General features: G+C 44.7%; 23 protein-coding genes. 9 read left to right on the plus strand and 14 right to left on the minus strand.

Going from position 1 to position 22807, the window contains the following annotated elements:
• Nucleotides 1–10: 10 nt before the first annotated feature.
• The 3 genes from RJD38_RS08790 to argR form a co-directional block, all read right to left on the minus strand.
• A complete protein-coding gene (locus RJD38_RS08790) occupies nt 11–2590 on the minus strand; it encodes a TRAP transporter permease (protein WP_065545717.1) in 2580 nt (859 codons plus the stop codon).
• 217 nt (nt 2591–2807) lie between these two features.
• On the minus strand, nt 2808–3776 hold the full coding sequence (locus RJD38_RS08795) for a TAXI family TRAP transporter solute-binding subunit (protein ID WP_005593141.1): 969 nt from the start codon (nt 3774–3776) through the stop codon (nt 2808–2810).
• 333 nt (nt 3777–4109) lie between these two features.
• Nucleotides 4110–4580: a transcriptional regulator ArgR gene (gene argR / locus RJD38_RS08800; protein ID WP_005593142.1), complete on the minus strand. Its 471-nt coding sequence runs from the start codon at nt 4578–4580 to the stop codon at nt 4110–4112.
• Nucleotides 4581–4910: 330 nt separating this feature from the next.
• On the opposite strand from argR, the gene mdh reads away from it, so the two are divergent.
• On the plus strand, nt 4911–5846 hold the full coding sequence (mdh, locus tag RJD38_RS08805) for a malate dehydrogenase (protein WP_065545716.1): 936 nt from the start codon (nt 4911–4913) through the stop codon (nt 5844–5846).
• A 94-nt stretch (nt 5847–5940) separates the two neighbouring features.
• Complete coding sequence (locus RJD38_RS08810) at nt 5941–6132, plus strand: hypothetical protein (protein WP_005593144.1); 192 nt, start codon at nt 5941–5943, stop codon at nt 6130–6132.
• Between the two features lie 74 nt (nt 6133–6206).
• Here RJD38_RS08810 and ispB read toward each other — a convergent pair whose 3' ends face one another.
• Nucleotides 6207–7178, minus strand: coding sequence for an octaprenyl diphosphate synthase (gene ispB, locus RJD38_RS08815; RefSeq protein ID WP_065545715.1), 972 nt, complete (start codon nt 7176–7178; stop codon nt 6207–6209).
• Between the two features lie 270 nt (nt 7179–7448).
• Here ispB and rplU point away from each other — a divergent pair, with 270 nt between their 5' ends.
• From rplU to folA, 6 genes are all read left to right on the plus strand, one after another.
• Nucleotides 7449–7760 carry a 50S ribosomal protein L21 gene (gene rplU / locus RJD38_RS08820; RefSeq protein WP_005593146.1) on the plus strand — a complete coding sequence of 104 codons (312 nt, stop codon included), beginning with the start codon at nt 7449–7451 and terminating at the stop codon, nt 7758–7760.
• A 21-nt stretch (nt 7761–7781) separates the two neighbouring features.
• Nucleotides 7782–8042 carry a 50S ribosomal protein L27 gene (rpmA, locus tag RJD38_RS08825; protein ID WP_005593148.1) on the plus strand — a complete coding sequence of 87 codons (261 nt, stop codon included), beginning with the start codon at nt 7782–7784 and terminating at the stop codon, nt 8040–8042.
• Between the two features lie 287 nt (nt 8043–8329).
• The gene (gene cgtA, locus RJD38_RS08830) at nt 8330–9505 is read left to right on the plus strand and encodes an Obg family GTPase CgtA (RefSeq protein WP_005593150.1); all 1176 of its coding nucleotides are present in this window, start codon (nt 8330–8332) and stop codon (nt 9503–9505) included.
• Nucleotides 9506–9703: 198 nt separating this feature from the next.
• The gene (locus RJD38_RS08835; protein ID WP_065545714.1) at nt 9704–10471 is read left to right on the plus strand and encodes a threonine/serine exporter family protein; all 768 of its coding nucleotides are present in this window, start codon (nt 9704–9706) and stop codon (nt 10469–10471) included.
• Nucleotides 10468–10941, plus strand: coding sequence for a threonine/serine exporter family protein (locus RJD38_RS08840; RefSeq protein WP_065545713.1), 474 nt, complete (start codon nt 10468–10470; stop codon nt 10939–10941). Before RJD38_RS08835 ends, RJD38_RS08840 begins: the two co-directional genes overlap by 4 nt.
• 42 nt (nt 10942–10983) lie before the next feature.
• Entirely contained in the window at nt 10984–11463 is a 480-nt protein-coding gene (folA, locus tag RJD38_RS08845) for a type 3 dihydrofolate reductase (RefSeq protein ID WP_009385848.1), read from the plus strand.
• A 139-nt stretch (nt 11464–11602) separates the two neighbouring features.
• Here folA and apaH read toward each other — a convergent pair whose 3' ends face one another.
• The 6 genes from apaH to lptD all read right to left on the minus strand — a co-directional run bounded on the left by apaH (nt 11603) and on the right by lptD (nt 18364).
• Nucleotides 11603–12409 (minus strand): bis(5'-nucleosyl)-tetraphosphatase (symmetrical) ApaH, encoded by an 807-nt coding sequence (apaH, locus tag RJD38_RS08850; protein ID WP_065545712.1) that lies wholly within the window; start codon nt 12407–12409, stop codon nt 11603–11605.
• A 9-nt stretch (nt 12410–12418) separates the two neighbouring features.
• On the minus strand, nt 12419–12799 hold the full coding sequence (gene apaG / locus RJD38_RS08855; protein ID WP_065545711.1) for a Co2+/Mg2+ efflux protein ApaG: 381 nt from the start codon (nt 12797–12799) through the stop codon (nt 12419–12421).
• A gap of 63 nt (nt 12800–12862) precedes the next feature.
• Nucleotides 12863–13669 (minus strand): 16S rRNA (adenine(1518)-N(6)/adenine(1519)-N(6))-dimethyltransferase RsmA, encoded by an 807-nt coding sequence (rsmA, locus tag RJD38_RS08860; protein WP_005593157.1) that lies wholly within the window; start codon nt 13667–13669, stop codon nt 12863–12865.
• A complete protein-coding gene (gene pdxA / locus RJD38_RS08865; protein WP_005593158.1) occupies nt 13666–14655 on the minus strand; it encodes a 4-hydroxythreonine-4-phosphate dehydrogenase PdxA in 990 nt (329 codons plus the stop codon). The genes rsmA and pdxA overlap by 4 nt, the downstream gene beginning before the upstream one ends.
• Complete coding sequence (gene surA / locus RJD38_RS08870) at nt 14645–15940, minus strand: peptidylprolyl isomerase SurA (protein WP_065545710.1); 1296 nt, start codon at nt 15938–15940, stop codon at nt 14645–14647. The genes pdxA and surA overlap by 11 nt, the downstream gene beginning before the upstream one ends.
• A gap of 51 nt (nt 15941–15991) precedes the next feature.
• Nucleotides 15992–18364 (minus strand): LPS assembly protein LptD, encoded by a 2373-nt coding sequence (gene lptD / locus RJD38_RS08875; protein WP_065545709.1) that lies wholly within the window; start codon nt 18362–18364, stop codon nt 15992–15994.
• Nucleotides 18365–18564: 200 nt separating this feature from the next.
• Between lptD and djlA the strand changes: the two genes are divergently transcribed.
• Entirely contained in the window at nt 18565–19419 is an 855-nt protein-coding gene (gene djlA / locus RJD38_RS08880; protein ID WP_065429806.1) for a co-chaperone DjlA, read from the plus strand.
• A gap of 85 nt (nt 19420–19504) precedes the next feature.
• On the opposite strand, the gene RJD38_RS08885 is transcribed toward djlA, so the two are convergent.
• The 4 genes from RJD38_RS08885 to RJD38_RS08900 form a co-directional block, all read right to left on the minus strand.
• Nucleotides 19505–19894: a RidA family protein gene (locus RJD38_RS08885; RefSeq protein ID WP_005593163.1), complete on the minus strand. Its 390-nt coding sequence runs from the start codon at nt 19892–19894 to the stop codon at nt 19505–19507.
• A gap of 143 nt (nt 19895–20037) precedes the next feature.
• Entirely contained in the window at nt 20038–20499 is a 462-nt protein-coding gene (gene pyrI / locus RJD38_RS08890) for an aspartate carbamoyltransferase regulatory subunit (RefSeq protein ID WP_005593164.1), read from the minus strand.
• Between the two features lie 16 nt (nt 20500–20515).
• Nucleotides 20516–21445, minus strand: coding sequence for an aspartate carbamoyltransferase (gene pyrB, locus RJD38_RS08895; RefSeq protein ID WP_065429807.1), 930 nt, complete (start codon nt 21443–21445; stop codon nt 20516–20518).
• A gap of 272 nt (nt 21446–21717) precedes the next feature.
• On the minus strand, nt 21718–22722 hold the full coding sequence (locus RJD38_RS08900; protein WP_065545708.1) for an ornithine carbamoyltransferase: 1005 nt from the start codon (nt 22720–22722) through the stop codon (nt 21718–21720).
• Nucleotides 22723–22807 lie beyond the last annotated feature (85 nt).

Genomic DNA, 22807 nt, shown 5'->3' on the forward strand with positions numbered 1-22807 from the left:
CTTTAGTGGATTAGGCTGTTAATGATTGTTGGCGAATACGGCGTCGTTGATTGGCGCCCATTAAGAAAACAATCATCAAGCAAGGAATGAAGACCCACTCTTTCATCGGTCGTTCTGCATCTTGAATAACCCAGTCAATTTGCCAGTCGAAATCAATACCTGAGGCTTCTGCCGGGCTACCAAATTCAACCATATCAACCATCATCTTTCCGTCACTTTCATTGAGCATTAAGCCCATTGAACTTAGGCGCTCTTCGGCAGTAACTGCGTCATCATCGAAGGGAAGGCGCACGGTTTTCTCAATATAGTCACCGATCAGGTTCTCTCCTGAAACTCGCAATTCTATCGGTTGGCCAACATTAAGGGATTGGGTGATTTCAGCGATTTCGACACCGGGTGAGATATCTTTGGCTGGGTAAACCATATCCCACCAAAAACCAGGACGGAAAAACGAGAAGGTTAGAACCAATAGCAGTAGATTTTCCCACCATTTATTGCGGGTTAGCCACCAACCTTGTGTCGCGGCAGAAAACAGCAACATTGCTATGATCGATGAGATCACGGTGAGTGCTAGATGCCACCAAGAGTCAATGCCCATCAACAATAACTGGGTGTTGAAAATAAACATAAAGGGCAGAATGGCAGTACGAATATCGTAAGTAAAACCTTGAATACCAGTGCGGATCGGATCGGATTTAGCGATGGCGGCAGCGGCAAAAGCCGCTAAACCAACGGGAGGAGTATCATCTGCGAGTATGCCAAAATAGAACACAAACAAGTGAACGGCGATCAATGGAATGATCAAGCCATGCTGCGCACCTAAGGTCACGATAACCGGCGCCATCAAGGTTGAAACCACAATGTAGTTGGCGGTGGTGGGCAAGCCCATGCCGAGGATCAAACTGATCACGGCGGTAAAGAGCAACATCAGTAGAATATTACCGCCAGAGATAAACTCAACGAACTCGGTCATCACTAGGCCAATACCAGTCAAAGTCACTACGCCAACCACAATACCAGCGGCGGCGGTCGCAACACCGATACCAATCATGTTACGTGCACCCGATACTAAGCTTTCGGCTAGGTCGATAAAGCCTTGCTTTGTCTGCTCGTGGATATCGCCGGTTTTTGCCATTATTGCCTTGAGTGGGCGTTGCGTGATCAAGATAAAGATCATAAACACCGTGGCCCAAAAGGCTGATAGACCGGGAGAAAAACGTTCTACTGTTAAGCACCAAACCAAAACCACAATAGGCAGTAGGTAATGTAGACCTGACTTTATCGTTGGGCCGGGATCGGGTACTTCTGTCAACTCCGCATCGATCTCGATATCCCCTTCTTTGGCGTACTTAGCGGATACGCGCAATAGGGCGATATAAGCGATCAGTAAGGCTCCTGCCATGATTGGCGTTGCTGCATCGCCAAAAACATCTTTCGTCCAACCGACCCCATAGTAAACCGCAGCACTGACCACACATAAACCTAAAATAGTGCCGGTGAACGACAATAGACTTTGGATCATGGTTGGATTATGTCGACGCGGCAAGCCCTCCATGCCCGCTTTACACGCTTCGAGGTGGACAATGTAAATCAATGCAATATAAGAAATGAGTGCCGGTAGTAGGGCGGCTTTGATCACTTCTACGTAAGAAATACCCACATATTCAACCATTAAAAATGCAGCAGCCCCCATGATTGGTGGTGTGAGCTGACCATTAGTTGAAGCGGCAACTTCGACAGCACCGGCTTTGGTTCCGGGAAAGCCGACTCGCTTCATCAGCGGGATGGTAAAGGTACCGGTTGTCACCACGTTGGCAATGGAAGAGCCAGAGACTAGGCCTGACAAGCCTGATGCGACGACTGCTGCTTTTGCTGGGCCACCTTTCATGTGGCCAAGTAGCGAAAAGGCTACCTTGATAAAGTATGCCCCGGCCCCCGCGCGTTCAAGCATGGCTCCGAATAATACAAATAGAAATACGAATGAGGTGGAAACGCCAAGCGCAACACCAAAGACCCCTTCGGTGGTGAGCCACAAATGTGACATTGTTTTATTTAAACTCGCGCCTTTATGGGCGATAACATCTGGCATGTGAGGGCCAGCAAAGGTATAGAGTAAGAAGACGGCAGCCACAACCATCAGCGGTGGCCCCAATGCACGACGTGTTGCTTCAAGCAGTAATAACATCCCGACCACCGAAATTATGATATCGGGTGAGGTTGGTGCGCCTGAACGATCGGCCAGTTGAGCATAAAATATATAGATATAGGCTGCAGAGAAGCTGCCAGCTAGCGCGAGAATCCAGTCGAAGACAGGAATACGATCGCGGGGCGATCCTTTTAGCGCAGGGTAGGCAGTAAAGGCCAAAAAGATAGCAAAAGTGAGATGTATTGCTCGTGCTTCAGTATCGTTTAATACTGCAAAATTAAAAATAAACGGTAGTGGGGATGCGTACCAAAGTTGAAATAGAGACCAACATAGCGGTACAAACCATAAGATACGTCCAGGAATGCCTGATGGTGAGCGTGCTCCGGTATCGGATTGTGCGACCATTTCCTGCACATCTTGCGACGGTGTTGTAGTCTGCGTCATGTACCTTATCCTTATTATAACTGGTCCAATTCATAACTAATGTTGAACCTGAATCCGCACCTATCAGTGTAGTTAGCTGACTAGAAAATGCGTATCGATTGATTTACTAGGTAAAAAAGAGGTAAGGCTTAGATTAAGCCTAAAGACGTCTGTTGCGAGACGTTGGAGGTCAACAAGGAGGCGAAGCCTCCTTGTTGTTAGTTACTAAAAGAGCGGCTTATTTAAGAAGGCCGACTTCTTTGTAGTATTTCACTGCACCCGGGTGAAGAGGGATAGAAAGACCCGCTTTCACCATGTCTTCTTTTTTCAGGTTTGCAAAGGCTGGGTGTAGGCGTTTAAAGGTATCAAAGTTTTCAAATACGGCTTTCGCTACGTTGTAAGCTACTTCATCTGAAACATCAGCCGTCGTTACCATTGTAGCCGCAACACCGAAGCTATTGACATCTTGGTCTGTACCACGGTACATGCCTGCAGGCACTGAGCTAAATGCGTAGTAAGGGTTAGCATTTACAATCGCTTCAATTTGTTCACCCGTTGCAGGGATTAGCTTAGCATCACATGATGTTGTCGCTTCTTTGATTGAACCGTTTGGGTGACCAACAACGTAGACAAATGCATCGATTTTATTGTCACACAATGCTTGAGAACGCTCAGAACCTTTCAGTTCAGAAGCTAATTTAAAGCTGTCATTCGTCCAACCCATCGCGTCCATTACAACGCCCATGGTCGCACGGTCACCAGAACCAGGGTTACCAATGTTGACGCGCTTGCCTGCTAGGTCAGAAACATTTTCGATGCCCGCATCAGAGCGAGCGATGATGTTGAAAGGTTCGGTATGAAGCGAGAACATAGCACGTAAGTTTTTGTACGGGCCTTGCTCAGAAAATTTACTTGTGCCGTTGTAACCGTGGTATTGCCAGTCTGACTGAACGATACCAAAATCAAGTTCTCCGGCACGAATGGTATTAACGTTGTAAATAGAACCACCCGTTGATTCAACTGAACAACGAATGTTGTGATCTTTACGACCTTTATTGACCAGTTTACAAATGGCACCACCGGTTGGGTAGTAAACACCAGTTACAGAACCGGTACCAATAGTGATAAATTCTTGTGCGTTAACAGCACCAGCACCCATAACAGCTGCCGCAATTGCGCCAGCTTGAATAAGTTTGTTCAATGCCATGAATTTTCCTTCCTTTATTCATTATTAACCCCACTGCAAGTGTAGTTGCTGTGGGAATTTCCTATATTAGAAACGGCATCTTTTCCATGTGATTTAATAGAAAAGTGTCTGAATAGTACCAAAAAAACAACAGATAATTATATGATTGTTAAACATTTTAGCAACATTTGCTGCTGCACTAGTGGTTTTATCTATTGTAATTTGTAATTAAAATTGTTTTATATCAGTGTGTTATGTGTACTTTGGGTGAGAGGAGGAGTTTTATTTAAGATGTGACATAAATCACACTGCAAAAGACAGCGCGATTTATGATAATTGATTCGTTGATAGGGGTTAACCTGCGTACTCAAATAACTGACATACAGAGTTAAACAACTGCTCAGTAGTAATGTTTGCCGTTGGTGTAATGAAAATAGTGTCATCACCTGCGACAACGCCAAGAATACCTTCGGCTTTACCTAAGGAATCAAGCAAACGTGCGATAAGTTGTGCTGCACCTGGTCCAGTATGTATCACTACCAGGGCTGCATTGTGGTCGATATCAAGTACGAGTTCTCTTAAAGAGCTTGAAACCGTTGGAACTCCAAATTCAGCTGGTAAGCAGTAGACCATTTCCATTTTTGCATTGCGTGTTCGAACTGCCCCAAATTTAGTCAACATACGAGACACTTTGGATTGGTTGATGTTTTCGAACCCTTCCGTTTTCAATGCTTCAACGATGTCCCCTTGCGAGCCAAAGCGTTCTTCTTTTAATAGTGCCTTAAATGCACGAACTAGGTTGTCTTGTTTTTCTGAATGACGCATGGTTCTCTTTCTTTTCGTCACGTAATCAAGTGAATATTCTCGCATATATATGCATTTTCTGCCAGTTAACCATTGAAAAAAAGTCAATTAAGTCACACAAAAGCAATCATTAATTGCTGATAGAAATGATTGTTAAACCATTGTCATGTAAGGGGTTTGTCGTGTTATTATGCGGGCGATATGTAGCACGTAAAGTGCGAGGTGCGCAACCTCGCAAAGCTGACGTTAAAGAATTGTAATCAGAGGTTAATTACTATAGCTTTGGCTATAGAACAGACTAAAAATTACCCTACCAATATATAAAGAGATGATTTCTCAAGGAGAACTACGATGAAAGTAGCCGTTATTGGTGCCGCTGGCGGCATCGGACAAGCTTTAGCCCTACTACTGAAGAATCGCCTACCAGCAGGTTCTGATCTGGCCCTTTATGATATTGCACCTGTTACCCCAGGTGTGGCCGCTGATCTGAGTCACATCCCAACACCAGTATCGATCAAAGGTTATTCTGGTGAAGATCCTACGCCTGCACTTGAAGGTGCAGATGTGGTATTGATCTCGGCGGGTGTTGCGCGTAAGCCTGGTATGGATCGTGCGGATCTATTTAATGTGAACGCAGGTATTGTTAAAGCGTTGGCAGAAAAAATTGCGGTAACTTGTCCGAAAGCGTGTATCGGTATCATCACTAACCCTGTTAACACGACGGTACCTATCGCGGCTGAAGTGCTGAAAAATGCAGGCGTATACGATAAGCGTAAGCTGTTTGGTGTGACGACACTGGATGTTATTCGTTCAGAAACCTTTGTTGCTGAACTAAAAGATAAAGATCCAGGCGACGTTCGTGTTCCTGTTATCGGTGGTCACTCTGGCGTGACAATCCTACCGTTACTTTCTCAAGTAGAAGGTGTTGAGTTTACCGCTGAAGAAGTTGAAGCGTTGACGAAACGTATTCAAAATGCCGGCACCGAAGTTGTTGAAGCAAAAGCGGGTGGCGGTTCTGCAACACTTTCAATGGGTCAAGCGGCGTGTCGTTTTGGTCTATCGCTAGTGAAAGCACTACAAGGTGAGCAAGGCGTGGTTGAGTGTGCTTATGTAGAAGGTGGCTGTGAGCATGCAACGTTCTTTGCTCAACCAATTAAGCTTGGTAAAGATGGCGTAGAAGAAGTTCTAAGTTACGGTGCGCTAAGTGATTACGAGAAAGCAGCGCTGGACGGCATGCTAGAAACATTGAATGGTGATATTGAAGTTGGTGTTGATTTCGTAAAATAATGTAATCAAAGCTCAACGTAAAAGCCGATCTTATGATCGGCTTTTTTGATCCTTGCCGCTGCTTGTTCGTAAGCAAACAGACAAGGAGTCGGAAATGGAAATTAATCATCTATATAAAGGCATGTTGATAGATTGCCATCATGGTATCAGTGAAGTTTTGATCGTTGACAGCGTGACACGTTCAGTTCTCGTTAAGAACACAAAAACGCACCATCAAGAGGCGCTCGGCTTGGATGAAGTGTTTGATGAACCGCAATTACATCCGGGCTGTGACAAATACTATTAATGACGGATTGATAAAAAAAGGTAAGCCGAGGCTTACCTTTTTCGTTTTGCTAGGGCGCATTGCTAGCGCTGAGCTTATTTGGTGCGATTTACAGACAAGTGAGCAAGTGTAATCAAAGCTTGTTTGTATTCTGATTCTGGCAGCACAGCCAATTCAGCAATCGCTTTGTCTGCTTCTTCATTCGCTTTTTGGCGGGTGTAATCCAAAGATCCTGCTTGATCCATGACGGCAAGAATATCATTCAAACGATCCATGCCGTTCGATTTTTCGATCGCTTCACGGATCATTGCCGCTTGTTCTTTATCACCGTGATGCATGGCATGGAGTAATGGTAGAGTTGGCTTGCCTTCTGCAAGGTCATCTCCGACATTTTTACCCATATCTTCACCATCAGAGGTGTAGTCCATCACGTCGTCAATTAATTGGAATGCGGTACCAAGATACTTACCGTAGTTTTGCAGCGCTAATTCTACTTCCGCAGGTGAGTCGGTTAAGATCGCACCAATTTGAGTTGCCGCTTCAAATAAACGAGCTGTCTTGGAGTAGATGACCTGCATGTAGTTTTCTTCGGTCGTATCGGGGTTGTTGCAGTTCATTAACTGTAAAACTTCGCCTTCTGCAATAACGTTGACCGCATCACTCATCAATTTGAGGATTTTTAACGAGCCTAACTCCGTCATCATTTGGAAAGAGCGAGTGTAGATAAAGTCGCCAACTAGGACACTTGCTGCGTTACCAAAAGCGGCATTTGCAGTGGCTTTACCACGACGCATATCTGATTCGTCAACGACATCATCGTGCAACAAGGTTGCAGTATGGATGAACTCGATAAAGGCGGCGGAAGTGGTATGCGCCTCTCCTTGATAGCCTAGAGCTCGAGCAGTTAAAACCGCAAGAAGTGGGCGGATACGTTTACCGCCACCACTGACAATGTAGAAACCTAGTTGGTTAATCAGGGATACATCAGAGTTTAGTTGTGCTTGAATTGTTTCATTCACTTTTGCCATGTCACGGGCAGTAAGCGTTTGGATAGCTTTAAAATCCATTGTTATTCCGGCTGAGGTTAGGACCTGTCTGGTGTTTACACATTCTTTAATAGATGAATAATACACTAAAAAACGTTGAAAAATACATGCTTTAAGGGCATGATCTCGGCACTTTTATTTGGCGATTACCTTTTCGCCATTTTTTTAAAAATATGGCTTGTCATAGGCAAGGCTCTTCTGTAGAATCTGCGCCCTATTGATGATTAGTTTAGCGCACACCCAAATTGCTAAAATGCATGTAAAGGCTGTGCGGAAAAAGCGGAGTAAAATATGTACGCTGTTTTCCAATCTGGTGGTAAACAACACCGTGTAAGCGAAGGTCAAACTCTTCGTTTAGAGAAATTAGACGTTGAAACTGGTGCGACAATTGAATTTGATAAAGTTCTACTTGTTGCTAACGGTGAAAACATTCAAGTTGGTGCACCTCTTCTTGAGGGTGGCAAAGTTGTAGCTGAAGTTGTACAACACGGTCGTGGCGATAAAATCAAAATCGTTAAGTTCCGTCGTCGTAAGCACTCACGTAAGCAGCAAGGTCACCGTCAGTGGTTCACTGAAGTGAAAATCACTGCAATCAACGCTTAATCGTATTAGGAGAGCTTAACAATGGCACACAAAAAAGCTGGTGGTTCTACTCGTAACGGCCGCGATTCAGAAAGCAAACGCCTAGGTGTTAAACGTTTCGGTGGCGAGTCTGTTCTTGCAGGTAACATCATCGTTCGTCAACGTGGTACTAAATTCCACGCTGGTAACAACGTAGGCCTTGGTAAAGACCACACTCTTTTCGCTCTTACTGAAGGTAAAGTGAAATTTGAAGTTAAAGGTCCTAAGAACCGTAAATTCGTAAGCATCGAAGCAGCTGAGTAATTCACGCTTCTAGCTTAGAATTAGGTTTCTAGCTGAATTTAAAAGCCCTGCCAAATCGGCGGGGTTTTTTATTTATACGAGAACCAAATAACCAGAAGCTTTTGGGCAACGTTATTCTAAGTGACTAACGTTTAAAGGAAAACCTCTCGTTATTTGGTCCAAAGTAGGGCGGTCCAAGATCTCAGGTGATCGATCTGTAAATGGGATCTGCTAGAATTTATATCATGATTATGGGGCTGATTTAGTCTCCAACGTGATATTGCAACGCACAAAATGCGGAGTAACAGATGAAATTCGTTGATGAAGCGGTAGTTAAAGTTCAAGCTGGCGACGGCGGTAGCGGTGTTGTTAGTTTTTGGCGTGAAAAATTCATCACCAAAGGTGGTCCTGATGGTGGTGACGGTGGCGATGGCGGTGATATTTATATCGTTGCTGATGAGAACCTTAACACTCTAATTGATTACCGTTTCCAGCGCTTCTATGAAGCGGAACGTGGTGAGAATGGTCGTGGTGGTAACTGTACTGGTAAACGCGGTAAAGACAAAATACTGCGAGTTCCTGTTGGTACACGTGCTGTCGACATTCATACCAATGAAATTGTGGCTGAAGTTGCGGAACACGGTAAGAAAGTGATGGTTGCTAAAGGCGGCTGGCACGGTCTTGGTAACACGCGCTTTAAGTCTTCAGTAAACCGTGCACCTCGTCAAAAGACGTTAGGTACCAAAGGTGAAATTCGTGAATTGCGCCTAGAGCTACTATTGCTAGCTGATGTTGGTATGCTTGGTTTACCAAATGCGGGTAAATCTACCTTCATTCGTGCAGTGTCTGCTGCCAAACCAAAAGTAGCGGATTACCCATTTACGACTCTGATCCCTAGCCTAGGCGTGGTAAGTGTTGTTGCTGAGAAGAGCTTCGTTGTCGCTGACATCCCTGGTCTTATCGAGGGTGCGGCTGATGGTGCTGGTCTAGGTATTCGTTTCCTTAAACACCTTGAGCGTTGTCGTGTTCTGCTGCACATGATCGATATTATGCCGGTTGATCAATCGGATCCGATCCAAAATGCATTGACGATCATTGATGAGCTAGAACAGTACAGTGAGAAACTGGCAGACAAACCTCGTTGGTTAGTGTTTAACAAAGTGGATCTGATGCCTGAAGAAGAGGCAGATGAGATCATCGAAGGTATTTTGGATGCACTTGGCTGGGAAGAAGAATACTTCAAAATTTCAGCGGTAAATCGTCAAGGTACTAAAGAGCTTTGTTACAAGCTTGCTGACTTTATGGAAACGCTACCACGCGAATTGGAGCAACTTAGTGAAGAAGACAAAGTCGACTTCATGTGGGATGATTACCATAAAGACGCAATGTCAGGCAAAAACGTTATCACTGAAGATGGCGATGATGATGACGATGACTGGGATGACGAAGAAGATGACGGCCACGTTGTCTACGTTCGCGATTAATCCGATCGAATAAAAAAAACCGCATTTATTTGCGGTTTTTTTTCGCCTCAAATATTTTTACGTCTTAAATCAAAGTTATTTGCATTAAATTTGTTCACAATATTGTCGCCCTTTTCTATATAGGGATTGGACAGAGGGACAGGACGCAAGGCGTTATTCAATTAGTATGGAAGCTGAGTTGTATGGAAACCAAATTGTATGGAAACTAAGCAAAGAGCGGTCTCGCGCTTAATTGCTCAAGCTGGACAAATGTTGTTAGCTCATGGCGCCGAAAGCGCATTGGTCGGCAATATCATGGAAAGGATTGGTTTGGCCTGTGACATGGATGAAGTGGAAGTGTCGTTATCGGCAAGTTCATTGGTGGTCACTACGGTATACCATGGCCACTGTATTACCACTGCGCGACGCTGCCCAGATCGTGGCATCAATATGCGTGCTATTACTCAAGTTCAGCGTATTTGTATCATGCTTGAACGTGGCATTATTGATGACTATCTTGCCCAGCATAAGCTCAATCAAATCAGTCCCAAGCGTTATAACCGTTGGTTAGTCGTCGTGATGATCGGTTTATCCTGTGCGGCATTTAGCCGTTTAGCAGGAGGAGACTGGATGGTTTTTGCTATGACATTTCTTGCCTCTTCCGTTGGCATGATCGTAAGACAAGAAATAGGCCATCGACATTTCAATCCTCTGGTTAATTTCACGGTGACCGCGTTTGTAACGACCGCTATTTCAGTTCAAGCGGTGGTGCACGAATTGGGTAATGCCCCGACGATTGTGATGGCTTCTTCGGTCCTAATGTTGGTTCCCGGTGTGCCGTTAATCAACTCAGTGGCCGATATGCTCAAAGGTTATGTCAATATGGGCATCGCCCGCTTTGTGATGGCAAGTTTACTGACATTGGCAACCTGTCTTGGCATTGTTGCGGCGATGAGCTTATTTGAAGTGTGGGGGTGGTTAGTATGATTAACTTAGAACTGTTGATCGGTCTATTGAATGACATGTTTTTTGCCGCCATTCCTGCCGTAGGTTTCGCACTAGTCTTTAACGTACCGCAAAAAGCGCTGATTTATTGCGCTTTAGGGGGCGCAATTGGCCATGGCTCTCGTTACTTGATGATGCATTTTGGGGCTCCCATTGAGTGGGCTTCCTTTTTTGCTGCCACTTTGGTTGGCATGATTGGTGTGTATTGGTCGCGTAAGTTATTTGCTCATCCGAAAGTCTTTACGGTTGCGTCATTAATTCCGATGGTTCCTGGTGTTTTTGCTTTTAAAGCGATGATTGCCCTCGTGGAATTGAACCATCGTGGTTTTGAACCACAGTTGCTGGAAATGCTCACGACCAACTTTCTCAAAGCGATGTTCATTATCGCTGGTTTAGCGGTTGGCTTAGCCATGCCAGGCTTGTTATTCTATCGCCGTCGTCCGATTGTATGATCGGCCTTATCATTGACCTTGTTATGGACCTAAGGATGAAGAATGATCATTAGTATGATTGCTGCAATGGCAAACGATCGTGTGATTGGCAAAGATAATCAAATGCCGTGGCATCTCCCTGCTGATTTTGCGTGGTTTAAGCGCTGCACCATGGGAAAGCCTGTGGTGATGGGGCGCAAAACCTATCAATCTATTGGTCGTCCATTACCAGGACGTCAAAACATTGTGATCAGTCGAGATAATCAACTTCAGATTGACGGAGTCACTACGGTGACAAGCATCGAACAAGCACTTGCTGCGGCTGGTGAGGTTGAAGAGGTCATGATTATTGGTGGCGGCGCAATTTATGCGGCTTGTTTGCCCATTGCTAATCGCCTCTACGTGACTTATATCGATGCGAACGTCGATGGGGATACTCAATTCCCAATTTGGGATGATAGCTTTGTAGAGAGCCACTCTGAGAGCTACAAAGCGGATGAGAAGAACCTTTACGATATGCGCTTTGTTATCTTGGATAAGTAAGAACACTTCGTTGTGAGAAGCGAGAGCTGAAATATTATTGCGGTTTCTCTGTTGTCGATCCGCTTCACGTTCTCGTTTCTTAAAGCTTAGTGCTCTCGATTCTGATCTCTCACAGCAAAGTAGAATGTGCTGCCTTAACTTATGTTAGCGCAGGCTGGACAAAGTATTGCTTGTCTTCCCAACGTAACATGGTTAATTCTCCGCCCCATACACAGCCTGTGTCCAAGCCGACTTCCCTCTGACCAAAGTGACCTTCAAGCGCTGCCCAGTGGCCAAATAGTACGGTTTTACCAATGTCTTTACGATTCGGTAGATCAAACCATGGCATTAGCTCGTTTGAATCCACTTCGTTAGGCGGTAGTTTGCATTGCATATCTAAACGGCCATCGGTAAAGCAGAAACGCATACGAGTAAAGGCGTTAATAATATAACGATAACGCTCGATACCTTGTAAGTTGTCATGCCAAAAGTCGGGAAGGTTGGCATACATGTTTTCGATTAGCCAAGGCCATTGCTCGCTCTGAAGAATTTGTTCAACTTCACGGCTAGCATTGCGGGCAGTGGTTAAATCCCACTGTGGTGAAATACCTGCGTGACTCATGACAAACTCATCATGTTCAGCCAAAAGCGGTTGATAACGGAGCCAAGTGAGCAACTCTTCTTTATCTTCTGCCGCAAAGATTGCTGCCGTTTTATCTTTCTCTTTTACGCGATGAATTCCCAATGACACCGCAAGTAAATGTAGGTCATGGTTACCAAGAACAACCACAGCACTGCTACCAAGCTGTTTAATAAAGCGCAATGTTTCGAGTGATTTTGGTCCGCGAGCAACAAGATCGCCAGCGATCCAAAGTTGATCATTGTTTGGGTTGAATTCTACCTTTGCGAGCAGTTGCTGTAGCTCATCGAAACAGCCTTGAATATCGCCGACGATATAAGTTGCCACTAAGTGTTCCTAATTTAATACGTTGGGGATTGCGAGGCGAAAAGGGTCAATCTCAGCAATGAACTGCTGGCCTTTTTCATCTAGCATTATGTACTGACCTTGCATCACGCCAACCGGAGTTTCAATCGCCGTGCCGCTGCTATAACTATACTCATCAAGGCCATCAATAAAAGGCTGTTGGCCAACGACGCCATCGCCCGCTACGTTGACTTGTTTACCATTGGCATCAGTAATTAACCAGCGTCGGCTGATCAGCTGTACGGTTTGTCGGCTGAGGTTTTTAATTGTCACCAAGTAGGCAAAAATATAGTGATTTTCGGCAGGGTTAGATTGTTCGGCAATATATTTGCTGTGAACTTTGATTTTGATACAAGGTTGAGTGATATCCATGTGATAACTCCTCGTAGCATTGTGTGGTGTTAAAAGAAAAGGGCGCCTGAGCGCCCTTAAAAATTATACATGGTTTGCGTCAAGCCAGTTGGCCATCGCAACAAACTGCTCTAGCGTTAGGTTTTCTGGGCGCAATGCTGGATTGATGCCCAGCTCTTCTAGAGTTTCAACCTCTATCAGGCCTTTATAGCAGTTGCGAATGGTCTTACGGCGTTGGTTAAAGCCTTCGCGACATACGCGCTCAAGCCATTTTAGGCTTGTTGTTGGGTGAGGCAGTACTTCATATGGCATTAAGCGCACCACGGCAGAGTCCACTTTTGGTGGCGGAACAAATGCGGTTGGTGGTACTTCAAGCACAGGCACGACTTTACAGAAGTATTGTGCCATTACGGTTAGACGGCCGTATGCTTTGCTGCCTGGGCCTGCTGCTAAACGGTTAACCACCTCTTTTTGCAACATGAAGTGCATGTCTTGAATGTCCGCGTGGAATTCAAACAGGTGGAACATCAAAGGTGTTGAGATGTTGTACGGCAGGTTACCAAAAATACGTAGCTTATTGTTTGGCTTTACTAGCTGTGCGAAGTCGAAGCGCATTGCATCGCCTTCGTGAATCGTTAGCTTGTCTGCCAGTTCTGGGTGGTTACGCAGACGCTCAGCAAGATCGCGGTCAAGTTCGATAACAGTAAATTTATCGACTTCGCGACCTACAGGTTCTGTGATAGCACCAAGGCCAGGACCGATCTCTACTAGGTTTTGACCTGGTAGTGGATTGATGGCAGAAACGATACCATCAATGATATAAGGATCGTTTAGGAAGTTTTGACCAAAACGTTTACGCGCTTTGTGCCCTAAATGGACATCATTTCTCATTGTTTCTTCTCTACTAAATCTATTGCATGCGTCAGCGCTGTTCGGAAGCTCCCTGTGTCCGCAAGACCGGTTCCTGCTAGGTCAAGAGCTGTTCCGTGATCAACCGATGTTCTTATAAAGGGTAGACCAAGTGTAATATTAACTGAACGTCCAAATCCTTTGTATTTCAGGACTGGCAATACTTGGTCATGGTACATACCCAATACCGCATCGGCATCTTGTAAGTATTTCTCATTGAAGATGGTATCGGCGGGAAGTGGACCTATCAGGTTTATTCCTTTCTGAGCTTTAATCCGCTCTAGGGTAGGAGTGATAGTTTCAATTTCTTCTCGACCTAAGCAGCCATCTTCTCCTGCGTGAGGATTAAGCCCGCAAACATAGATGTTTGGCTGACGAATAGCAAATTTTTCTACTAAATCACGATGTAAAATATCAATGATTTTTTCCAATCGCTCCTCAGTAACGGCTTTCGAAACGTAGGCGAGTGGGATATGTGTCGTCACTAAAGCAACGCGCAGCCCTTCTGTTGCCAGCATCATTACCACTAAAGGGGTGTTCGATTTTTCGGCAAAAAATTCAGTGTGACCACTAAACGCGACGCCTGCTCTATTGATCACGCCTTTATGCACTGGGCCAGTCACTACCGCATCAAACTCATGGTTCATACAGCCCACGGCTGCACGTTCTAATGTGTTGAGCACATAGTGGCCATTCGCTTCATCAAGTTTACCGGCAACAACAGCTTGCTCGGTGGCAATATGATCAACAATCAAACAACCTGCTTGCTGTGGTGATGCAGGAAGGGTCGCATCGTAATCTTGTAGTGTCACATCAATGCCGAGCAGCTGAGCGCGCTCGGCGAGCATTGTTTTGTCTGCACAAACCACAATTTGATGATCCCAGCTCTCTTTTGAAAGTGCTAAGACTAAATCTGGGCCAATGCCTGCAGGTTCACCTGCGGTGACAACAATGCGCTTAATTGACATTACGTTGATCCTTGACCATTTCAACGTAAGCACCGGCACGCAATTCTTGTACCCATGCACTGGCTTCTTCGTTGAATTTACGATTGAACAAAATACGGTAAGCCTTGTTCTTCATTGCCGAATCGGTGCGGTCTACTTCGCGACGATCCAGTACTTCAACAATATGCCAGCCGTGTACCGTTTTAAATGGTGCGCTAATTTGGCCAACCGCTAAAGTGTCCACTTGGTGCTTAAATTCTGGCACGTAGAGATCAGAGGTTTGGTAGCCAAGCTCACCATTTTGAGCTGCTGAGCCAGGATCTTGACTGTATTGTTGAGCAAGTTCTGCAAACGTTGCTTCGCCAGCATTAATTTGGCGAATAAATTCATTTAACTGCTTTTGAACACCTTCATCACTTAAGATTACTGTCGGCTTAATCAAAATATGACGCGCATTGATTTCTGTTACCGCGACAGTTTCAAGACCTTTAACATCTTCTAACTTTAGAATATGGAAGCCAGCACCACTGCGGAATGGGCCGATAACGGTCCCTTTATTTTGCAGTTTGATTTGATCAGCGAAGATGGTTGGCATCTCTTCTTTACGCATCCAACCCCAATCGCCACCTTGTAGCGCTTTCGGCCCTTTTGAGTAGGCGTAAGCAAGCTTGGCAAAGTCTTCACCATTATTAAGTTTTTCAACCAGCTCTTTTGCTTGTGCTTCGACTTGTGCTTTGTCATCACCATCGTTGACACGCAACTGAATGTGGCCAATTTTGTACTGTACGGTCGCACTGGTCTCTTGCGCTAACACTTCCGCGAGGTTTTCAACTTCTGCCGGTAAAATATTGATGCGGCGACGAACTAATGCATTACGTGCTTCGCTGGCTGCGATCTCATTGCGAACTTGTTCACGAAACTCAGGGTAGCTAATGCCTTGAGCGGTAATTGCAGCGCTGAGTTGTTCAACTGTCTGGTTGTTTCTTTTGGCGATATCAGCAATGGCATCGTTTAAACGATTGTCATCAATACGTACACCAATACGCTCAGCTTCTTGCTGTTGAAGGTTTTCTAGGATCAGTTTTTCTTTTACTTGTTCAACCAATACATCTTCGTTTGGCAGCGCTTGGCCATTCTCTAATGCGTTAAACTTGAGTGTTTTAACCGCAGTGTCAATATCGCTATCAAGAATCACGCCCTCGTTAACGATAATCGCGACTTTATCCATTTCAACCATCTCGGCAGAAGCCGTTCCGATATGGCATGCCGCTACCAGGGTAAGCAGCGTGTATTTCCAAGTTTTCATCAATAACCCTTTAAATAGACGTTTGGCCAGCCACCTAGGCTGGCTAAAAAATTAGTTGTTCAAGTAGAATGGGCGACCGTAACCAAGCGAATTGTCCGCGTTATCTAAGTCATATAACCCAGAACCAGAGCCGATATTGGTACCAAATCCGATAATGCCAAAGTTGATACTTAAGTTACTCTCATAATCTGGTTTGGTGGCTGGGTAGTCTGAAAAACCATTTTCAGAGTTCCAGGCACGTAATTGATTGCTGTATGTGAAGCCGATATACCAACAATCATCAATATAGTTTAAACGTGCTAACCATTCGATGGATTGATCTGTGGTTAAGTCATAGAAATACTGTGCACTGGCATTCCAATTACGCGATAAGTTGTAGCCGGCTAATAGACCCGCTTGGGAAATACCGTCGCGTGTAATACCGTCAATACCATTAGAGCCGGCGATGCGATCCAAGTCGACCGTTTGTTCTATGTACTCCTTGGTTACATAGCGGTAGTTACCTTGAACGTAACCGTCACTATAGCGGTATTCGAGAGTGCTATTACCTAACTGCATTTCACCTGAATCAATATCGTATTGGATGCCACCATGATAGAAGAGGTCGTCATTAAAGTTAAAATCCATCTCCACTGCCCATGCAGAGTAGTTGGTTGACTCTTCTTGATCACCAATAGAAGCCGAGGTTTTGGTTGATTTATCGAAATAGAAAATTTGACCAAAAGATATATTCAAACGTTCTTTATATTGGTCATCAAAGAAACGCGTTGAGGCGCCATAGCTGAATTGGTTAGCAGGGGCAATTCTATCGACACCACTGTATTTACGACTGCGGAATAGACCATAGTAGTCGGTTTGTAGCAGTGTGGTATCATATAGATAGATATCACTCTGATCTTCTTTTGGCACATAAAGATACTGTATTTGTGGTTCTAAGGTTTGGGTGTAACCACCTAAAACATAAGTGTCACGTTCCAGTACAATACCTGCGTGAGAGCGGAACTCTGGAATGACGCGAGTAACATTTTCTTTAAGATCGAATTGATCGTCGTTTAGTTTGATACCGGTTAAATCTTGTTGGTAATAAGTACCCAATAAACGTGCTTCGTTGGTCCAAGTCCCCCAAGTCGTACTAATTGGAATCGTTAAGCCAGGTTCAATATGTATACGTGTTGCTGATGGCTTATTATTGTCATCGGTATCAAAACGAGAAATGCTACTGGTCATATCAAAATCAAGATATGGCGTCAGCTCTGGTGCATAGTAATTAAATTTCAATTGAGGTAATAACCTGTAAGGCAAGTTACCTTCTTCAGTTAGCACTTGGAAATCTCGTGCGAGTAAAGAGGCGTCCCAAGTACGGGTTCGGTAGGTGATTTGACCTTCTTGGATCAATTGGCCATCTTCACGATTACCGATACCTGAGCTTACATCGGTAAAATAATCGATATCACTGACTTTTGAGTAATCAATATCGAACTTCCAAGCCTGATCATAGATACCACTGTGGGTGTATTGAAAGCCCCATCGATCGCCTTTTTCAGGGTGCTTTTTATCATCAGGCAGATATTCAGACTCAATTTGACCTTGACCAAAATCAGTGAGGTAGCGGAAATTACTATTCAGTTGAGTACCGCGTTTTTGCATGTGTTTGATGGTGGTTTCGAGATCGTAGTTAGGCGCTAAGTTCCAATAAATTGGCACTTCCATCTCGAAGCCATCACTCGAACCGTAAGACACGGTTGGGTATAAAAAGCCGGTTTTACGCGTATCACCAATCGGCACGGTTAAGAATGGCAGGTAGAAAACCGGTACGCTTTGAATTTCAAAACGTGGGTTATAAAACGTTGCTTCTTCATCGTTTTGGTCGATGTCAATGCTGGATGCCACCATGCGCCAAGAGTTATCGCCTTCTGGACATGAGGTGATTGAACCATCTTCAATTTCGTATAGTGCTTTGCCCGTTTTTGCTACGTATACCGCTTCACCACGGCCTGGTTCGCACAGGAATTGGTATTTGGTATTATTGAGTTCGACATGCTCTGTATTAAGATGATTGACGGCTTTGTCAGAAACGGTTTTTACTTCGCCATCACTGAACATCACGTTGCCCTCAGCCACGACGACGTTCTCTTGCTGATGCAGAGTAACGTTATCAGCCTGCATACGCTTTTTGCCTTGAACGACAATCACGTTACCGCTATAAGTAGCTTTATCGCCATTAATGCCTTCTAAGCTATCCGCTTCGACGTTGATTGGTTGTTGAGTTGGATTTTCGGCATCAGGTTGATCGATCAAACATTGATCTATAGCAGGTAGTTCCTGCACACTATCGTCAACTAGTGCTTCACTAGCTTGAATCTGTGGTGTAAACACTGCAGCGCTAATTGAAGCGGCAAGTAACGATCGGGGAAAACGTGGCATCGAGTTTTACTATCCTGTTTAACTAGACAAATTCGGCTAATATATCCCGATATCTTCACGCTGAGCCGAGTATCTCAGGGTTACTTGGGGACTAACGACCGAATTAAGAAATAAAACGGTCTTTATCATAAAGGAATTTAACTCATCCGGCACTATCAGACCGCGTAACGATGAAAAAATTCAGAGATTGAGAGCACATAATGCATATTTTTGGCAAAATTCTTGGCACTTTTTTTGGCTTTATGTTCGGCGGGCCACTAGGTGCGCTATTTGGCCTATTTTTGGGGCATCAGTTTGATAAAGCTCGCCGCTTAAGTCAGGCGGGTTTTAACTCTTCACCTTTTGGAGGAGGCCCAAGCCAAGCACAAAAACAAGAAGAGTTTTTTAAAGCGGCTTTTGCCGTGATGGGACATGTAGCGAAAGCGAAAGGGCAAGTGACTCGTGAAGAGATCCAACTTGCCAGTACCATGATGGAGCGAATGAACTTGCATGGTGCACAACGCACCGCCGCACAGGAAGCGTTTCGCGATGGTAAAGCTTCAGATTTTCCTCTAAACGAAGTTCTGAACAGAGTTAAGATCTCATCAGGTGGACGGTTTGATCTGCTGCAGTTCTTTTTAGAGCTGCAAATCTCAGCCGCTTTTGCTGATGGTGATTTGCATCCGAGTGAGCGTGATGTTTTACACCGCATCGCCGAAAAGCTGGGCTTCTCTGCTCAGCAACTTGAGCAGCGTTTACGCATGCAAGAAGCGGCCTTCCGTTTTCAACGTGGCGGCGGCTTTAATGGACATTCTGCAGGTGGACAGCAATCGGGTTCGTGGCAGCAAGCTTCCTCTGCAAGTCAGGTGAGTGATGCCTATGATGTGCTGGGTGTGGATGCAGATGCGGATGCGAAGTCGGTGAAACGTGCTTACCGTAAATTGATGAATGAGCATCACCCAGATAAGTTGATGGCTAAAGGTTTGCCACCGGAAATGATGAATGTTGCGAAAGAGAAATCGCAAGAGATTCAAAATGCTTATGATCTAATCAAAAAGGCCAAAGGATTTAAATAGCCTTTAAATTAGCGCAAGATAATTCAAACACCAAAAACAAAGGCGAGCATGAGCTCGCCTTTTTAATTGTTCTGATTTGCTAGGACTATTTGCGTACCGCAATCGCTTCGATTTCAATACCCACATCTTTTGGTAGGCGAGCAACTTCAACGCATGAACGAGCAGGGTAATTCGCAACGTTATGCTCATCAAAGAACTTACCGTACACTTCGTTAACAGTGCCGAAGTCGTTGAGATCTTTTACAAATACCGTCATTTTTACGATGTCAGTGACACTAAGGCCTGAAGCTTCAACAACCGCTTTTACGTTCTCTAGAGATTGGCGTGCTTGTACTGCGATATCAGCAGATACTTCACCAGTCACAGGGTTTACTGGGATCTGGCCTGAAGTTAGAACCATATTGCCTAGGTCTACACCTTGTACGTATGGGCCAATTGCTGCTGGAGCAGATTCTGTGTGAAGTACTTTAGTCATGAGGTTTTCCAATCAATTCACTGAAACAAAGAACGTCAGTGTGCCTGTATTCAGAAACTAGGTAAAGATCAAAATACCCCGCCAAGGCGGGGTATTGGTGTCGTTCAGCATTAGACCATGCTGTTTAGAGCCTTGGTTTTAGCCTAACGTTCTGTGACGATTTCTCTTGAGAACACTTTCTCACAATATTTGCATTTCAAGCGAACATCATTGTTTTTAGCAAACACTTTAAAGCTGCTATCAACGGGCTCACCATGGGTAATACAGTTACTGTTTGGACACTCAAAAACGCCAGTCACTTGCTCAGGAAGCTCTAATGCGAGCTTTTTCACTACTTGGTAGTTTTCGATTTGATTGACGGTTGCATGCGGAGCGTAAAGCGCTAGCTTGCTCGCTTGTTCTTCGCTGACAAAGACATTTTCAATCTTGATCAGATCTTTATGACCAAGTGCTGAAGAGGGTAAGTTTAGGCCAACAGTAACGCGTTGATTACTTTTGTGCATGCTAAACAGTTTGAGTACTTTAATGCCGATTTGAGCCGGAATATGGTCAATCACCGTGCCGTTTTTAATTGCTTCAACCTGCAATTGAGTTTCTTTAGTCATGATGCTTGCTCCTCGATTACAGGGTTTGGTTAAGGACTAGTGCTAGCAATGCTTGACGTGCATAGACGCCATTTTCTGCTTGCTGAAAATAGTAGGCATGTGGGGTTTTATCTACATCGGTGGTGATTTCATCCACACGTGGTAATGGATGTAGCACTTTTAGATTTTCACGAGCGCCTTCTAACAAAGCGGCTGTTAGGATGTATGCTGATTTGATGTGCACATATTCAGAGGCGTCAAAGCGCTCTTTTTGTACCCGTGTCATGTAAAGAATATCCAGCTCAGGGATCACGCTTTCCATATCGGTGTGCAGGCTATATTGAATGCCTGCTTCATCGAGTTCTTCACAAATATAATCAGGCATTGCCAGTGCATCAGGCGCGACAAAGAAAAAGCGGATGTTGTTGAACTTCGCGAGTGCTTGAGTCAGTGAGTGAACCGTACGACCATATTTAAGGTCGCCGACAAAGGCGACATTGAGGTTGTCTAAGCGGCCTTGTGTTTCTGCAATGGTGTAGAGATCAAGCAAGGTTTGAGTTGGGTGTTGGTTGGCCCCATCTCCAGCATTGATAATCGGCACGCCATTGGAGAACTCAGCCGCTAGGCGAGCAGCACCTTCACGAGGGTGACGCATAACAAAAGCGTCGACATAGGTAGAGATGACTTGAATCGAGTCTGCAAGCGTTTCCCCTTTATTGGCTAAAGAAGTATTACCGGCATTATCAAAACCAATCACATCACCACCAACACGTTGAATGGCGGTTTCAAAAGAGAGGCGAGTTCGGGTTGAAGGCTCAAAAAAACAACTCGCGATGACCTTATTTTTGATCAGATCTGGGTTAGGTTCTGCTTTCAGTTGCCCTGCGGTTTGGACTATTAATTCGAGCTCTGCACGGGATAGCTCTGGAATCGAAATGATATGCTTGTTGTAAAGCGTGTTGGTCATAATCGTCATCCCTATCTGATGAAAGAATAAAATTTTAGGCAATAAAAAAGCCTCCCAATAGGGGAGGCTTTAAAAAGAGGAGGAAGCTGTAAAATAAACAGCCAGTAAGCAATGTTGCTTACGCGATGTTGCGCGCGATTGGCAGCGCATCACAGTGCAAATGTTACGTGGCATGATTACAACCTCCAGACAAATTGCCGAGCATTATACGCGGTAGAAATGGAAGCGCAAGCGATTACCTAGCGGTTTTTTTGTGCAAAACAGTAAGTAACTTAATGACCTAGGGTTGCCACCATCACAGCTTTGATTGTGTGGAGTCGGTTTTCCGCTTCATCAAAAACAATAGAATGAGATGATTCAAACACCTCTTCTGTTACTTCTAAGCCTTTCATGCCGTATTTCTCAGCCACTTGCTTACCGATTGTAGTTTCATCGTTATGGAAGGCCGGCAAGCAGTGCATAAATTTGGCTTGTGGGTTACCGGTTTTTTTCATTACTTCCATATTAATTTGGTAAGGGGTCATTAGTGCTACGCGCTCATCCCATGCTTCTGCAGGTTCCCCCATTGATACCCAAACATCGGTGTAAAGGAAATCACAACCTTTTACGCCTTCATCGACATTTTCAGTTAAAGTGATTTTTGCGTCGGTTTGTTGAGCGATCTCTTGGCAAGTGGCGACAAGGTGCGCCTCTGGCCAAAATTGCTTTGGTGCCACTAGGCGGATATCCATACCCATTTTAGCGGCGCCAACCATTAAGGAATTGCCCATGTTGTTGCGCGCATCGCCCAAATAGGCAAAAGTCATTTGATTGAGTTGCTTCCCTTGGCCATGTTCTAGCATGGTCAGGAAATCGGCGAGAATTTGGGTTGGATGGAATTCATCTGTAAGGCCATTCCATACGGGGACTCCCGCGAACTCAGCCAATTCTTCAACAATCGCCTGACCAAAACCACGGTATTCAATGCCATCGTACATACGGCCAAGTACACGAGCGGTATCTTTCATCGATTCTTTATGGCCAATTTGCGAACCTGAAGGGCCAATATAAGAAACTTGCGCTCCTTGATCGAAGGCGGCTACTTCAAAAGCACAGCGGGTTCGTGTGGAGGCTTTCTCAAAGATCAGGGCGATGTTTTTCCCCTGCAGCCTTTTTTGTTCAGTGCCACAGTATTTGGCTTTTTTTAGATCTGCCGAGAGGTCGAGTAGGAACTGAATCTCTTTAGGAGAGAAGTCGAGTAATTTAACAAAATTACGATTACGAAGATTGAACGCCATGCTCTAGTCCTTGAGGGTGAAGATTACTGAATGACAGTAAAACATAAAAACTCACAAAAAGTGAATAACTATTTTAAATTAAAGG

Origin of the sequence: Vibrio scophthalmi (genome assembly GCF_040869025.1) — a bacterium.
Taxonomy (GTDB): Bacteria; Pseudomonadota; Gammaproteobacteria; order Enterobacterales; family Vibrionaceae; genus Vibrio; species Vibrio scophthalmi.